The organism is Ruegeria sp. BG11, from assembly GCF_056538565.1.
Genome location: NZ_JBQFTH010000007.1, coordinates 254,300 through 266,688 on the forward strand (window position 1 = coordinate 254,300; position 12,389 = coordinate 266,688).

Here is a 12,389-nt window from a genome sequence, read left to right on the forward strand (position 1 = left end):
AGGTAAAGCCAAAGGCATGAAATAGCGGAAAGACTCAACGATGGCAGACAGTTCCCAGCTTGATATCGGCCCCGATAAATCTCTGCTTTTGGTGGATGATGACGAGCCGTTCCTGAGACGCCTTGCCAAAGCCATGGAAAAACGCGGTTTCGAGGTTGAAACCGCAGGCTCCGTCGCTGCTGGCCGCGCCATTTCCACCGCGCGTCCGCCGGCCTATGCGGTTGTCGACCTGCGGCTAGAGGATGGCAACGGTCTGGATGTCGTCGAGGTGCTGCGCGAAAAGCGCCCTGACAGCCGGGTTGTGGTGCTGACCGGCTACGGGGCCATTGCCACAGCTGTCGCCGCCGTGAAGATTGGCGCAACCGACTACCTGTCCAAACCCGCCGACGCCACAGATATCACAAACGCGCTGCTAGCCAAGGGCGACGAGCTGCCCCCGCCGCCGGAAAACCCGATGAGTGCGGACCGCGTGCGCTGGGAACACATCCAACGGGTCTATGAGCTGTGCGACCGCAATGTCTCGGAAACAGCCCGCAGGCTGAACATGCACCGCCGGACGTTGCAGCGTATTTTGGCGAAGCGTAGCCCGCGATAAAAAACAGAGCTTTGACTAGTATGTTCAGAGGGTAGTCTTTCAGGCTACTCGCCAGACTTGGGATAGATGAACCCGTTCACCGGGTACAAACTGCCATATTGCCCCGGCACGCTCTCGACCCGGACCAGTGTCCAGTCATTGTTCTTAGAGACATCTTTCACGCCCATTTTCAACGACACTTTGTTGCGGTGCCAATTGGCGTGGTTCACGATGACGACCCGGTCGCTAACAACATCGGACACGACAGCCACATGGCCCAGAGGCATCCCGCGCGTTGCCCTAAACGACATGACCGAACCGACAGCCGGTTCGTTGCCTCGCTCAAACGCACTGCGCGCCTTGCCCCACCAGTCCTTGGCATTGCCGCGAATTTCGATACCGCTGAGGCTACGTGCGTAGGGCACGCACCATACCCGTTGCCCTCGAGCCTGCTTTTGCGAGACCTCTTGCAGGGCCATTGACTGACGTTCCGGATCAAGTTGCGCATCGGTTGGGCCGTGCGCACAAGCAGAGACCAGACTCAAAAGCCCTACCGCAACTGCGGTTCGCGCGCCGCCCGATAAGCGCGGCCAAGTCGTGTCCGTTTTGTGTTCGCCCATATTCAAGAATCTTCACTGCCCATTTTGAAGACACGCAAGTTTTAGGGTGATCTGACGTGTTGTGAAAAGAGGCTTGGCAGTACGCGGCAAGATTTCGCCGGTTCTCTGCTAGATCACTAGGACAATTGGGTGAATTTGTAGACGCATCTGCAACCGAAGTTTTGATCACTGGGCTTGGGCAGTTTGTCTGAGTCCGCGCGCCGCCTGAACATGTATCGCCGGACATTCAGGCGGGTTTTGGCTAAGCGAAGATCGCGGTGAACCTCAACGATGCAACGGCAAGTACTCTTGACGGGGTTTGGCTTTCTTGTATCGGAAAACCAAATGTACGTTTATCCAGCGATTTCCAAAAAACCCACGCGTCGGGTGTATTCGAAGGCGGCTGAGAAGCGATCGTCATCTCGAATATGCAACCAGTAGTCGGTCATTTGGCTCGAAAATCGGATGTCGTCCAGTACAATGACAGTGCCCTCGCGAGCTCGTTCCAAAACAAGGTTCAATTGGTCTTCAACGAATTCGGGTGTGTGAATTGCGTCAATGAAAGCCAAGTCGATGGTTTCCGGGACCGAGTTTTGGTTTTCTTCGAATGTTCCCTCAATCACCTGGGCATGATCCAGGATCGCCGAGACGTTGGATTTTGCATAAGGTGACCAAGCCGTGTTGGGTTCAAAACCAGTGAAACGGCCAAAGCCATTCATGGACAAACCGGCACACCAATACATGCCAGACACCCCAAACGCTGTGCCAATTTCCACAACTTCCTTCGGTTTAAGTGACGCGGTTATCGCAGAGTAGAACATACCGGTTTTCCGGGCCGTGCGTACTTGGTTCGACGACCGGACCGCTGAAGTAGAGACGTTCTTTGGATAATTCTCCAACCCGAAGTAACCATCCCAAAGGGGCAGAGCGCCCACCGCCGCAGTTTGTTCACAGCGGGCCTCAATTTGTTGGAACACAGAATTCCAAGTTGGGCTGTTTGGCAGTGATCGCGGTAGTTGACTGACGGCCCAAGAACCCGGTGAGACTTTGTAAAAAGGAATATTGAGTTTTGCAGAGTTTTGCATCAGCCTGTACCGCTTTCAGTGTAGAACGTATAGTTGGTGATTATGTATTTTAGGAGTAATACATATTTATTTCTTGAGGCCGTGAGTTTCGTTACTTTCAAAACCCACACAAGAGTTGTCAGTAGTGTATTTCGGCGAAACAGCTAAATATTCTCCAGTAGCATTTGATGCCTCGCCAAATACGCCCGCCTTACCTCAACCGGTGGCCTTAGCGTAATCTCTAACCTCTCCATCACCGCTTTGTCTGGACAGCCAAAGAACTTCGTCGCCTCAGTCTCCGAAAAGCCCGCGATCTGGGTGGCCTCCATCCAGGCGCTGATCTTGTCGGCCTTTTTGATCTGCCGTTTTACCGATTTAGGCACCTCGACAGGAAGTCCAAAGCGAATGTGTATCGCTGCCGCCAGACGGTCATCAAGTGCGCCGTAGTCCGGGCCTACGGCAGATTTGACGGGTGAGATCATGTCTCCGATCACGTATTCCGGCGCGTCGTGCAGCAAAGCCGCCAGCCGCCATTTCACTGGCGCTTTGGGTGCAATACGACCAAAAAGCTCTTCGACCAGAAGGGAATGCTCGGCCACGGAATAGGCAAAGTCCCCCGCCGTTTGACCGTTCCAACGCGCCACAAAGGCCAGGCCATGAGCGATATCCTCGATCTCGATATCGACCGGGGTCGGGTCCAGCAGGTCCAGCCTGCGGCCCGACAGCATCCTCTGCCATGCGCGGGGTTGTGTTGCCATTCTGCCATGCCTTGTGAAGTGGGACACAATAAAACCAAATTGTTTCTGCTATGATGTACCTGTCAGGATCACCAGCTGCCAACGTTTTCTTGAGCATTCGTGCTTTGAAACCACACCAACTGATCCCGACATTTAAACCGAGGGGGGCACTGGCTTCTCCCGGTGCGCTCCTCTCACAAAGTGAAACGAAAGGAGTTTGCTATGTTCAAACGTATATTCGCAGTCGCCCTGACCTTTGGTATGGCCGCCACGGCCCCGCCCGCCTTTGCCCAGAATTGTGCAGAGCGCGAGCATGTGGTTGACAAGCTGCAGAAAAGCTACTCGGAAGAGCTGGTTTTTGGGGGTTTGCAGAAAACACGCGGCGCGCAGTCGGTCATGGAGGTCTGGACCTCACGAGAAACGGGTAGCTACACCGTTTTGGTGACCCACGCGAACGGCTTAAGTTGTATTGTCGCCGTTGGCACCGATTTTTTCGAAGCGATTCCGAAGGTCAAGGTTGACGGCACGCCCAGCTGATTTTTGCAGCGTAAAATCCCGTTTTCGGTCATCCACATTGCCACCTGCCCCAAGGGATGCTAGGGGCAGCCGGAACTGTGATTGACCGCAAAAATGGAGCGCCTTATGGCCGGGGACTATATCGTCAAAGACATTTCGCTGGCCGGGTTCGGCCGCAAGGAACTGGATATCGCCGAAACTGAAATGCCGGGCCTGATGGCGCTGCGTTCGGAATATGGTGAAAGCAAGCCTCTGAGCGGTGCGCGGATCGTTGGGTCGCTGCACATGACCATCCAGACCGCCGTTCTGATCGAAACGCTGGTTGCCCTGGGCGCGGATGTGCGCTGGGCGTCGTGCAACATCTTCTCGACCCAGGACCACGCGGCAGCGGCGATTGCCGAGGCGGGTATCCCTGTCTTTGCCATCAAGGGCCAGACGCTGGAAGAGCATTGGGATTACCTGGACAAATCCTTCCTGTTCGACGAAGGCCCGAACATGATCCTGGACGATGGCGGCGACGCGACGCTGTATATCCTGCTGGGCGCTCGTGCTGAAGCGGGTGAAGACATTATCCCCGTTCCGGGTTCGGAAGAGGAAGAGGTGATCAAGAAGCAGATCGCCAAGCGCATGGCAGCCTCGCCCGGTTGGTTCACCAAAATGCGTGACCAGATCCAAGGCGTGTCCGAGGAAACCACCACCGGCGTGAACCGCCTGTATCAGCTGGTGAAAGACGGCCACCTGCCGTTCCCAGCGATCAACGTGAACGACTCGGTCACCAAGTCGAAATTCGACAACAAATACGGCTGCAAGGAATCGCTGGTTGACGGTATCCGCCGCGCCACTGACACCATGCTTGCCGGTAAGGTTGCCGTGGTCTGTGGTTATGGCGACGTGGGCAAAGGCTCGGCCGCTTCGCTGTCCGGCGCTGGCGCGCGTGTTAAAGTGACTGAGGTTGACCCGATCTGCGCGTTGCAGGCCGCGATGGACGGCTATGAAGTCACATTGCTGGAAGACGAAGTTGCAACGGCGGATGTGTTCATCACCACCACCGGCAACAAGGACGTGATCCGCATCGAGCATATGCGCGAGATGAAGGATATGGCGATTGTCGGCAACATCGGTCACTTCGACAACGAAATTCAGGTGGCCAGCCTGAAGAACCACAAATGGACCAACATCAAGGAACAGGTGGACATGATCGAGATGCCCTCGGGCAACCGCATCATCCTGCTGTCCGAAGGCCGTCTGCTGAACCTCGGCAACGCCACCGGTCACCCGTCCTTCGTGATGTCGGCCTCTTTCACCAACCAGGTTCTGGCGCAGATCGAGCTGTTCACCAAAGGCGACCAGTACGAGAACAAGGTCTACATCCTGCCCAAGCATCTGGATGAGAAAGTGGCCCGCCTACATCTGGATCGTATCGGCGTGAAGCTGACCAAGATGGACAACGAACAAGCGGCTTATATCGGCGTTGCGCCGGAAGGCCCCTACAAGCCCGAGCACTACCGCTACTGATCGCGGATCGGGTATGACCAAACGTTCAGGACGCCGCCGGATCTTGTATCTGGCGGCGTCTTTCTTTTCGATCATTGTATTTCTATTTCTTGTTGGGTCGGCCGGGTATGTGTTGCTGTCGCATCCCAAATCACCGCTGCCCGACCACTGGAATCCTTTGCGGGATCTGACACTGACCGCGCCTGTTACGCCCGTTACCAAATATCAGATGAACCGGGCGCTGGCGGATGAGGCGCAGTGCCGGGCCACACTGTCTGAGGCCGGTGTTGCGTTCTCAGAGATGGAGGATCTGGTCGTCGACCAGAACTGTGGCATCTCCGGACGGGGTGAGCTGTCCCGCTTGGTCAGTGCCCGGATGAACGCGGTCGAGACCCGCTGTACAACGGCCCTGCGTCTGGCGATGTGGGATCATCACGTGGTTCAGCCCGCCGCGCAGGACTTGTTGGGTACTCAAGTACGCACATTGCGCCATCTGGGCAGCTACAATTGCCGCCGGATGCGGACCGCGCAGGGCGAAAACAGTGGTTGGAGCAGCCATGCGACAGCAGATTCGATTGATATCATCAGCGTGGAACTGGCGGATGGGCGCACGCTCAGCCTATTGCAGGATTGGTCCGCGCCGGGACCCGAAGCCGCGTTTCTACATCAGATCGGGAAGGGGGCGTGTGACTGGTTCCGCGTGGTTTTAGGCCCCAATTTCAACCGCCTGCACGCGGATCATTTTCACCTACAAGGCCCTGGTTGGGGCTATTGTCGATAGGTATCCCGGCCCCGCTGAACAGAGCCGGGCCAGGATCAGCGTCCGCTGACCGCGTCGGAAAGCGATTTGAACCGGACGATCTTGTAGATCCCCTTGGAGGCATCCTCGCCATTGTTCAAAACGGGTGAGCGGTGCAACTCGTTAATCGTGGCATAGACATACCCATCCGCACCGATCGAGAACCCGTCCGGCCACGGCAATTCGTCATCTGACTGGAACAGAACCTCATAGCTGCCATCCGGCTTGGTGACGCCCAGTGCATTATCCGTCATCGCGGTGATATAGACATTGCCACCGGTATCCACGGTCGAACCATCCGAGATCGGCTTGTCGCCATAGCGCTCGACCTGCGCCTCAAGATCGGCATCCGATAGGCTTTCATCCAGCAATGCCGCCGTGGGGATACGGTACATCGCGCTTGCCGTCATCGGGGCGAAATAGACCCAGGTATTGGTCGGATCGACAGTGATTGGGTTGATGCCGATTTTGGCCGGATTGCCGCCCAGCGTGATCTCACGCCCGTCAATCACCATCGGGGTATCCTCGGGGATCGTGTATCGGGACCCTTCCAGAACGCGCCGCGCGCGGCCCGTCTCAAGATCAACCACGATGATGGCCGAGTTCTGACCGTCACCCGTATCCGAGATGTAAATCGCCCCATGATCGCGGTCGACTGCAAGGTCGTTCAGGAACGAGGTCGGCCGCGCGACCGGGGCGCCGATATAGTGGATCGCGTGCAGCGTCTCGGTCTTGGTGTCCCAACCAACGATGCGCCCGGTCTGGTTTTCACCCTGACCGTCCAGCATCCACAGGATACCATCGCGATCTGCCCGCAGGCCCAGAACGCCGTTCAACCCATCGGCATCATCTTGCGGGGCGCGGGCCCAGCCCTCGGTCGGGTAGGGCTTGGTTGACCCGTCGGGCATCACTTCGACCACGCGCAACTCCGGCCCGTAGAATTCATGCACCGACATGAACATGCGCCCATCCGGTCCAATCGCCAGATTGCCCGGAGGCATGGCCTTCTCGAACTCAAGATACGTTTCCAATTCGGCTGCCGCGGCGGGCAAGGCCAGCGCCAAGGCGCATGTAGCTGCATAGAGCGATTTCATCGGGTCCTCCTCTGATATGCCCGATCAGATACCATTTGAAATTTTCGCGGATAACTGGCTCAATTTCGAAACCAGTGTTAGGAATTTTCGAATGTACCATGTGAACGATCTGCTGACCTTTGTCTCTGTCGCCAAAACCGGAGGGGTCGGATCGGCAGCAAAGACGCTGGGGATTTCGGCCGCGACGGTCAGCCACCGGATTGCGAAGTTAGAAGAGGTGCTGAACCTCAAACTCTTTCACCGCAACAGCCGCCGGGTGCAACTGACCAATGAAGGTCTGATCTTTCTGGATCGAATCGAACCTGTCCTATCCGATCTGCGAGAGGCCGAGTTGGAGGCCGGAAGCGGCAAGGGAACGCTGCGCGGTCATCTGCGTGTGACCCTGTCGCCGTGGATCTTGTCCCGGTTCATCATGCCGATGATGGACAGTTTCCAAGACGACCATCCGGACCTGACGATCGAGTTTCTGGCCGTCGACCGCTATGTCTCTCTGGTCGATGAGGGTGTTGATTGCGCCATTCGTGTCGGGCAATTGCCGGACAGCACGCTGAAGGCGCGCAAGCTTTGCGACAATGACCGGATTATCTGCGCAGCGCCGGGCTTCATTGCGCGGTACGAAATGCCCAAATCCGTCGAAGACTTGCGCAAGATGCGCTGGGCGTGTTTGCCTTGGCAGACGCGGTTCGACACCCATGAGGGGCAACTATCCGTCACGCGGCGTATTGCTGTTTCCAACTCGGACATGTTGACCGAAGCCGCAGTGCAGGGGCTGGGGCTGGCGGTCAAATCCCGTCTGGCCGTTCATCGAGAACTGCAGCAGGGCATGCTGGTCGAGGTTTTGCCCGGCGCGTTGAAATCCCCCTCTGCACCGATTGCCTTTGTTCACGCGGGCAGCAGCACGCCGGGGCGCAAGGTGCGCGCCTTTTCGGACCTTGCAGATCGAGCCTTTCAAAGCGCGCGGCAAAGGCGTTCCTCCGCTTAGGGGGAAAGCGCGGAATTTTTCCCTTTGTGAGAAGGGGATGAATGGCTAGGCTTCCGACACCTGTTTTTAGGATTTGAGTAACCGCAGCCAGGACTGCTGATAGGGAGACTGTTTTATGGGAAAACGCGACGATCTGATCGCCAAATACGCAGATGATCTGAAAAACAAATGCGGAATGGATGCCGATATGGACCTGCTGACCAAGGTCACCATCGGGTGCGGTCCGGCGATCTATGACGCCGACGCGTCGACCGTGGCGGCCAGCCAGGACGGAGAGCTGGAGACCGTCAAAAACAACTTCCTCATCAAAAAGCTGGGTCTTGCCGACGGGCCTGAGTTGATGGAAGCGATCAACTCGGTGCTGGAAACCTATGGCATGTCCGAGCGCAACAAGTACCGCGCCGTGGTCTACTACATGCTGACTAAGCATTTCGGCAAAGAATCCGTTTACGGCTAAACGTAACGTTTTCAAACCAAACGCCCGCCTCCCCATCGGCGGGCGTTTTTGTTTTGAGTTGTATTTTAAAGACTTGGTGTTTGAAGCGGCCTGAGAAAACGCGCTATGGTCCTTATGTGGCCAGGACGGTCAGAACCAACAGATTCCAATACGCGCGTGGTGAGTAGGGAGCGCGTGGGGTAGGGAAGGTTCTGCACCGTGCAGGGCCTTCCCTCTGTTTTAGTCGGCCTCAGTCGAGCCCAGGGCGCAGATCACCTGCCATTCGGCTTTAGTGACCGGCTGCACCGACAGACGAGAGTTTTTGACCAGCACCATCTCACCCAGACGTTCATCCGCTTTGATCTGGTCCAGCGTCACGTGAACTTCAAACGGCCTTACCGCCTTGATGTCCACGCATTCCCAACGTTCGTCATCGGTGGTGCTGTCGGGATGGGCCTCGGAGCAGACCTCTACGATGCCGACGATCGCCTTGTCCTTTTGCGAGTGGTAGAAGAATCCGCGATCACCGATTGCCATTTGCCGCATGAAGTTGCGCGCCTGATAGTTGCGCACGCCGTCCCATTCTTCGCCCGCTTCACCTTTGGCAACCTGCTGGTCCCAGCTCCAGGTCGATGGCTCGGATTTGAACAGCCAGTACGCCATCAGCCAATCACCTTTTTCCATGGGATCAGTTCAACAGACTGGAACAGACCGGCCTTGGCATAGGGGTCATTGTCGGCCCAGCTTTGCGCCGCGTCCAGATCTTCGACTTCGAGAATAACCAGCGAGCCGATCATCGCGTCTCTGTCCAGCAAAGGGCCGGCTTGAGACACGACGCCGGTTTCTTCGATATAGGCCAAATGGGCCGAGCGGTTGTCCAGACGGGTTTGCAGCGCGCCGGGTTTGTCACGGGCGATAAGGGCGATCAGCATGTTATTCCTCCTTGAGGGGTCGGTTGAGCAGGGTTTCGATAGCTTGCGCCACACTGTAGGCGCCTTGGCTCAGGTCGGCCACAGTGCCGCTGATGGGCATGTCCAGACCTTCGGCCTTGGCGATGTCGGCCATGGCGCGGGCGGTGGCGACGCCTTCGACGGTTGTTGCGGTGTCGAAGGGCTGTTTTCGACCCAAACACAGGCCAAAACGGTAGTTTCGGGACAGCTCGGACGAGCAGGTCAGCACCAGATCACCCAGCCCAGAGAGCCCCATCAATGTCTCTGGTTGCGCGCCGCGCATCAGGGCAAAGCGCTGCATCTCAGCAAAGCCGCGCGTCATCAGGGCAGCACGGGCGCTGTCGCCTAGACCGGCCCCGATGGCAGCGCCACAACCGATGGCCATTACGTTTTTCAATGCGCCGCCAAGTTCCGCACCGATCACATCGGTGGTGCGGTAGAGGCGCAGATTCGCGGTGGTCAGCTCGGATTGCAGTGTTTCGAGCAGATCGGCATCTGCACAGGCCAAGGTCAGCGCTGTCGGCAGGCCACGGGCGATGTCATCCGCAAAGCTGGGGCCAGTCAGAAGCGCTGGTCGTGAATCCGGAATGGTTTTGCGGATCACGGAAATTGGACCGAGACCCGAGGACAGTTCAATCCCCTTGCAGCACGCAACCAGCGTTTTTCCGGCCAGCACTGCTGCGTGTTCCAGCAGCGCATGGCGCAACTGTTGCATAGGCACAGACACCAGAACGACATCCTTTGCCGCCGCTGCTTCGATATCAGGAGTGATGGTGATGGCATCGGGCAAGGTTACATGGGGCAATCGGCTCTTGTTGATCCGACTATCCTGCATGGCTTTCGCCTGCTCGGCGCTGCGCGACCAAAGGGTGACCGGCCCGTTACCTGCTAACGAGATCGCCAGAGCCGTGCCGAACGCCCCTGATCCGAGAACAGAAACGCTCATGCCTTTGCACCCTTCTTACCGCTACCCAGCATGGCGGGGCTGGTCTGGTCCAAAGGCCAACGAGGTCGCGCTGCAAGGTCCAAACCATCGCGCGCGCCCGTGCGAAAACGCTCCATCCCAGCATAGGCGATCATGGCGGCATTGTCGGTGCAAAGTGCAAGGGGCGGGGCTGTGAATCGCGTGCCTTTTTCGGCACAAACAGTCTCTAACGCAGTGCGAATAGCGGAGTTTGCAGCCACACCGCCCGCGACTGCGATCACCGGATCCGAGGGGGTCTTGGCCAGATACATATCCATTGCGCGTCGTGTTTTCTCGGCCAAAGTATCCACGACTGCCTGCTGAAACCCGGCACATAGATCGGCGCGATCCTGACGGGTCAGGCCGGTTTTTTCCGCGACGATCTGATCCCGCATCCGCATCAGCGCGGTTTTCAGCCCCGAGAAAGACAGGTCACATCCGGGCCGGTCCAGCAGGGGCCGCGGAAAGCGGAACCGCTTTGGATCGCCCTTGCGCGCCTCGGCCTCAACCGAGGGTCCGCCAGGTTGCGGCAGGCCCAGAAGACGGGCGGTTTTGTCAAAGGCCTCGCCGGGGGCATCGTCGATGGTGCCGCCCAAGCGTGTAAACTCTTCCGGCCCATGGGCGATCAGATATTGGCAGTGCCCACCCGAGACCAGTAGCATCAGATACGGAAAGGTTACTCCATCCGTCAGGCGAGGGGTCAGAGCGTGGCCTGCCAGATGGTTGACCCCGATCAGAGGCAGGCCGGTCGCCGCACTGATCCCCTTGGCGCACATGACGCCGGACATGACCCCTCCGATCAGGCCGGGCCCGGCAGTGACGGCGATGGCGTCCAAATTCGCCAGTGTTAGACTCGCATCCTCTAGCGCCTGAACAACGCAGCTATCCAGTTTCTCGGCATGGGCGCGCGCGGCGATTTCGGGGACGACACCCCCATAAGCGCTGTGCAGCTCGGTTTGACCGTGGACAATCGACGACAGCACTTCGGCCTCTTCGCCGTCGGTTTGGCGCACGACGGCGGCGGCTGTGTCGTCACAGCTGCTTTCCAATCCAAGGATGGTAAGTGTTTGCACCATTGGCCTGATCCGTTGCATCATGATTGCCAAGCGGGGTACCACCCTGCGCGGACGCAAACAATCCCAAGGCCGAAGGCGCCGATAGTTGTATTTGTTGATGACCCGCCCTCGCGCCGCCTCGGAGAGGTTTGTTGCGCAGCTTCCGACCCGCGTCAGATCGCGTGTTGAGGTCATCCATTCCCCCATTCTGGAAATCAAACCGCTAGCGGTTCCGATCTGCACGACCGAGACGCAGGGGCTGATATTCACGTCCTCCAATGCGGTGAATGCGGCAGCCTCGGCGGGTGTGCGCCGGGATTTGCCTGCCTATTGCGTGGGTCCGACCACGACCGCAACCGCCGAAGGCGCGGGCTGGGATGCACGTATGGTCGGTGGCACGGCGGAAGAGCTTGTGGCCGGTCTTTTGCAAATCAGACCAACCAGCCCACTGTTGCATCTGCGCGGCGAACACAGCCGGGGCAACATCGCCGAGCGTCTGACCGAGATGGGCGTAACCACGCGCGAACAGGCGGTGTACCAGCAACTTCTGCTGCCGCTCAGCCTCGAGGCAAAGGCCGCATCCGAGGGCGACAGGCCAGTGATCGCGCCTATTTTCTCACCCCGCACCGCGCGACAATTTGCCGACATCTGGGCGGGCACTGCCCCGCTATGGCTGGCCGCAATCAGCGAGGCAACGGCGGAACCCCTTAAATCCTTGGGGTATGAACGTCTGAGGATCGCCAAGGAACCGACGCCCAAGAAGATGCGTAAGGTCGTTAAAAAGCTTGTGAAACACGCGTTGCGGGTTGAGAGAGAGCCGGGTGCAGATTAACTTGGAACAGTCTCTAGTTCTGGTGATTTTAGAATCGATAAGGGGAATTTGACGGTGGCGGGCAAAAAGAAATCCGATCAGGAACCGGTGGAAACCCCGAAAACAGACGATGTGGTCGAAGATGTAAGCGTTGAACCTGGTGGTGAAACTGAAGGGTCGCCTGTTGACGAAGATGCGCCGAATGAGGACCTGATTTCCGAAGCCGAAGCCGAAGCCGAAGCCGAAGCCGAAGCCGAAGCCGAAGCCGAAGCCGAAGCCGAAGCCGAAGCCGAAGCCGAAGCCGAAGCCGAAGC

Annotated in this window: 15 protein-coding genes and 1 pseudogene; 8 read left to right on the forward strand and 8 right to left on the reverse strand. The window is 57.8% G+C overall.

Annotation, left to right across the window (positions count from 1 at the left end):
• Nucleotides 1-40 precede the first annotated feature (40 nt).
• On the forward strand, nt 41-595 hold the full coding sequence (locus ACR0JF_RS13715; protein ID WP_050604676.1) for an ActR/PrrA/RegA family redox response regulator transcription factor: 555 nt from the start codon (nt 41-43) through the stop codon (nt 593-595).
• Between the two features lie 44 nt (nt 596-639).
• Here the strand turns inward: ACR0JF_RS13715 and ACR0JF_RS13720 are convergent, their stop codons facing one another.
• The 3 genes from ACR0JF_RS13720 to ACR0JF_RS13730 all read right to left on the reverse strand — a co-directional run bounded on the left by ACR0JF_RS13720 (nt 640) and on the right by ACR0JF_RS13730 (nt 2,995).
• Complete coding sequence (locus ACR0JF_RS13720; RefSeq protein WP_170661023.1) at nt 640-1,194, reverse strand: CHAP domain-containing protein; 555 nt, start codon at nt 1,192-1,194, stop codon at nt 640-642.
• 332 nt (nt 1,195-1,526) lie between these two features.
• A complete protein-coding gene (locus tag ACR0JF_RS13725) occupies nt 1,527-2,258 on the reverse strand; it encodes a class I SAM-dependent methyltransferase (RefSeq protein WP_170661024.1) in 732 nt (243 codons plus the stop codon).
• A 143-nt stretch (nt 2,259-2,401) separates the two neighbouring features.
• Nucleotides 2,402-2,995: an HD domain-containing protein gene (locus tag ACR0JF_RS13730; RefSeq protein WP_170661025.1), complete on the reverse strand. Its 594-nt coding sequence runs from the start codon at nt 2,993-2,995 to the stop codon at nt 2,402-2,404.
• Nucleotides 2,996-3,196: 201 nt separating this feature from the next.
• Between ACR0JF_RS13730 and ACR0JF_RS13735 the strand changes: the two genes are divergently transcribed.
• The 3 genes from ACR0JF_RS13735 to ACR0JF_RS13745 all read left to right on the forward strand — a co-directional run bounded on the left by ACR0JF_RS13735 (nt 3,197) and on the right by ACR0JF_RS13745 (nt 5,765).
• The gene (locus ACR0JF_RS13735; RefSeq protein WP_170380174.1) at nt 3,197-3,511 is read left to right on the forward strand and encodes a hypothetical protein; all 315 of its coding nucleotides are present in this window, start codon (nt 3,197-3,199) and stop codon (nt 3,509-3,511) included.
• Nucleotides 3,512-3,616: 105 nt separating this feature from the next.
• Nucleotides 3,617-5,005 (forward strand): adenosylhomocysteinase, encoded by a 1,389-nt coding sequence (gene ahcY / locus ACR0JF_RS13740; protein ID WP_170661081.1) that lies wholly within the window; start codon nt 3,617-3,619, stop codon nt 5,003-5,005.
• 13 nt (nt 5,006-5,018) lie between these two features.
• Entirely contained in the window at nt 5,019-5,765 is a 747-nt protein-coding gene (locus tag ACR0JF_RS13745; protein WP_170661026.1) for an extensin family protein, read from the forward strand.
• Nucleotides 5,766-5,800: 35 nt separating this feature from the next.
• On the opposite strand, the gene ACR0JF_RS13750 is transcribed toward ACR0JF_RS13745, so the two are convergent.
• On the reverse strand, nt 5,801-6,877 hold the full coding sequence (locus ACR0JF_RS13750; RefSeq protein WP_170661027.1) for an L-dopachrome tautomerase-related protein: 1,077 nt from the start codon (nt 6,875-6,877) through the stop codon (nt 5,801-5,803).
• 91 nt (nt 6,878-6,968) lie between these two features.
• Here ACR0JF_RS13750 and ACR0JF_RS13755 point away from each other — a divergent pair, with 91 nt between their 5' ends.
• A complete protein-coding gene (locus ACR0JF_RS13755) occupies nt 6,969-7,859 on the forward strand; it encodes a LysR family transcriptional regulator (RefSeq protein ID WP_170661028.1) in 891 nt (296 codons plus the stop codon).
• A gap of 115 nt (nt 7,860-7,974) precedes the next feature.
• Complete coding sequence (locus tag ACR0JF_RS13760) at nt 7,975-8,316, forward strand: DUF2853 family protein (protein WP_170380170.1); 342 nt, start codon at nt 7,975-7,977, stop codon at nt 8,314-8,316.
• A 219-nt stretch (nt 8,317-8,535) separates the two neighbouring features.
• On the opposite strand, the gene ACR0JF_RS13765 is transcribed toward ACR0JF_RS13760, so the two are convergent.
• Genes ACR0JF_RS13765 through tsaD form a run of 4 tightly spaced genes read right to left on the reverse strand, consistent with a single transcriptional unit; the run spans nt 8,536 to nt 11,285 of the window.
• Nucleotides 8,536-8,958: an EVE domain-containing protein gene (locus tag ACR0JF_RS13765; RefSeq protein ID WP_170661029.1), complete on the reverse strand. Its 423-nt coding sequence runs from the start codon at nt 8,956-8,958 to the stop codon at nt 8,536-8,538.
• Complete coding sequence (locus ACR0JF_RS13770) at nt 8,958-9,227, reverse strand: YciI family protein (protein WP_170661030.1); 270 nt, start codon at nt 9,225-9,227, stop codon at nt 8,958-8,960. Before ACR0JF_RS13770 ends, ACR0JF_RS13765 begins: the two co-directional genes overlap by 1 nt.
• 1 nt (nt 9,228) lies before the next feature.
• Nucleotides 9,229-10,191: an NAD(P)H-dependent glycerol-3-phosphate dehydrogenase gene (locus ACR0JF_RS13775; RefSeq protein ID WP_170661031.1), complete on the reverse strand. Its 963-nt coding sequence runs from the start codon at nt 10,189-10,191 to the stop codon at nt 9,229-9,231.
• Nucleotides 10,188-11,285 (reverse strand): tRNA (adenosine(37)-N6)-threonylcarbamoyltransferase complex transferase subunit TsaD, encoded by a 1,098-nt coding sequence (gene tsaD / locus ACR0JF_RS13780; RefSeq protein ID WP_170661082.1) that lies wholly within the window; start codon nt 11,283-11,285, stop codon nt 10,188-10,190. The genes ACR0JF_RS13775 and tsaD overlap by 4 nt, the downstream gene beginning before the upstream one ends.
• A gap of 97 nt (nt 11,286-11,382) precedes the next feature.
• Between tsaD and ACR0JF_RS13785 the strand changes: the two genes are divergently transcribed.
• On the forward strand, nt 11,383-12,096 hold the full coding sequence (locus tag ACR0JF_RS13785) for a uroporphyrinogen-III synthase (protein WP_170661032.1): 714 nt from the start codon (nt 11,383-11,385) through the stop codon (nt 12,094-12,096).
• Nucleotides 12,097-12,150: 54 nt separating this feature from the next.
• Nucleotides 12,151-12,389, forward strand: a pseudogene (locus ACR0JF_RS13790) (hypothetical protein); the annotation flags it as partial.

What these genes read in the sequence shown, in the direction of transcription:
- ACR0JF_RS13715 (WP_050604676.1), top strand. Translation starts at nt 41, where the DNA reads ATGGCAGACAGTTCCCAGCTTGATATCGGCCCCGATAAATCTCTGCTT.
- ACR0JF_RS13720 (WP_170661023.1), bottom strand. Translation starts at nt 1,194, where the DNA reads ATGGGCGAACACAAAACGGACACGACTTGGCCGCGCTTATCGGGCGGC.
- ACR0JF_RS13725 (WP_170661024.1), bottom strand. Translation starts at nt 2,258, where the DNA reads ATGCAAAACTCTGCAAAACTCAATATTCCTTTTTACAAAGTCTCACCG.
- ACR0JF_RS13730 (WP_170661025.1), bottom strand. Translation starts at nt 2,995, where the DNA reads ATGGCAACACAACCCCGCGCATGGCAGAGGATGCTGTCGGGCCGCAGG.
- ACR0JF_RS13735 (WP_170380174.1), top strand. Translation starts at nt 3,197, where the DNA reads ATGTTCAAACGTATATTCGCAGTCGCCCTGACCTTTGGTATGGCCGCC.
- ahcY (WP_170661081.1), top strand. Translation starts at nt 3,617, where the DNA reads ATGGCCGGGGACTATATCGTCAAAGACATTTCGCTGGCCGGGTTCGGC.
- ACR0JF_RS13745 (WP_170661026.1), top strand. Translation starts at nt 5,019, where the DNA reads ATGACCAAACGTTCAGGACGCCGCCGGATCTTGTATCTGGCGGCGTCT.
- ACR0JF_RS13750 (WP_170661027.1), bottom strand. Translation starts at nt 6,877, where the DNA reads ATGAAATCGCTCTATGCAGCTACATGCGCCTTGGCGCTGGCCTTGCCC.
- ACR0JF_RS13755 (WP_170661028.1), top strand. Translation starts at nt 6,969, where the DNA reads ATGTACCATGTGAACGATCTGCTGACCTTTGTCTCTGTCGCCAAAACC.
- ACR0JF_RS13760 (WP_170380170.1), top strand. Translation starts at nt 7,975, where the DNA reads ATGGGAAAACGCGACGATCTGATCGCCAAATACGCAGATGATCTGAAA.
- ACR0JF_RS13765 (WP_170661029.1), bottom strand. Translation starts at nt 8,958, where the DNA reads ATGGCGTACTGGCTGTTCAAATCCGAGCCATCGACCTGGAGCTGGGAC.
- ACR0JF_RS13770 (WP_170661030.1), bottom strand. Translation starts at nt 9,227, where the DNA reads ATGCTGATCGCCCTTATCGCCCGTGACAAACCCGGCGCGCTGCAAACC.
- ACR0JF_RS13775 (WP_170661031.1), bottom strand. Translation starts at nt 10,191, where the DNA reads ATGAGCGTTTCTGTTCTCGGATCAGGGGCGTTCGGCACGGCTCTGGCG.
- tsaD (WP_170661082.1), bottom strand. Translation starts at nt 11,285, where the DNA reads ATGGTGCAAACACTTACCATCCTTGGATTGGAAAGCAGCTGTGACGAC.
- ACR0JF_RS13785 (WP_170661032.1), top strand. Translation starts at nt 11,383, where the DNA reads ATGACCCGCCCTCGCGCCGCCTCGGAGAGGTTTGTTGCGCAGCTTCCG.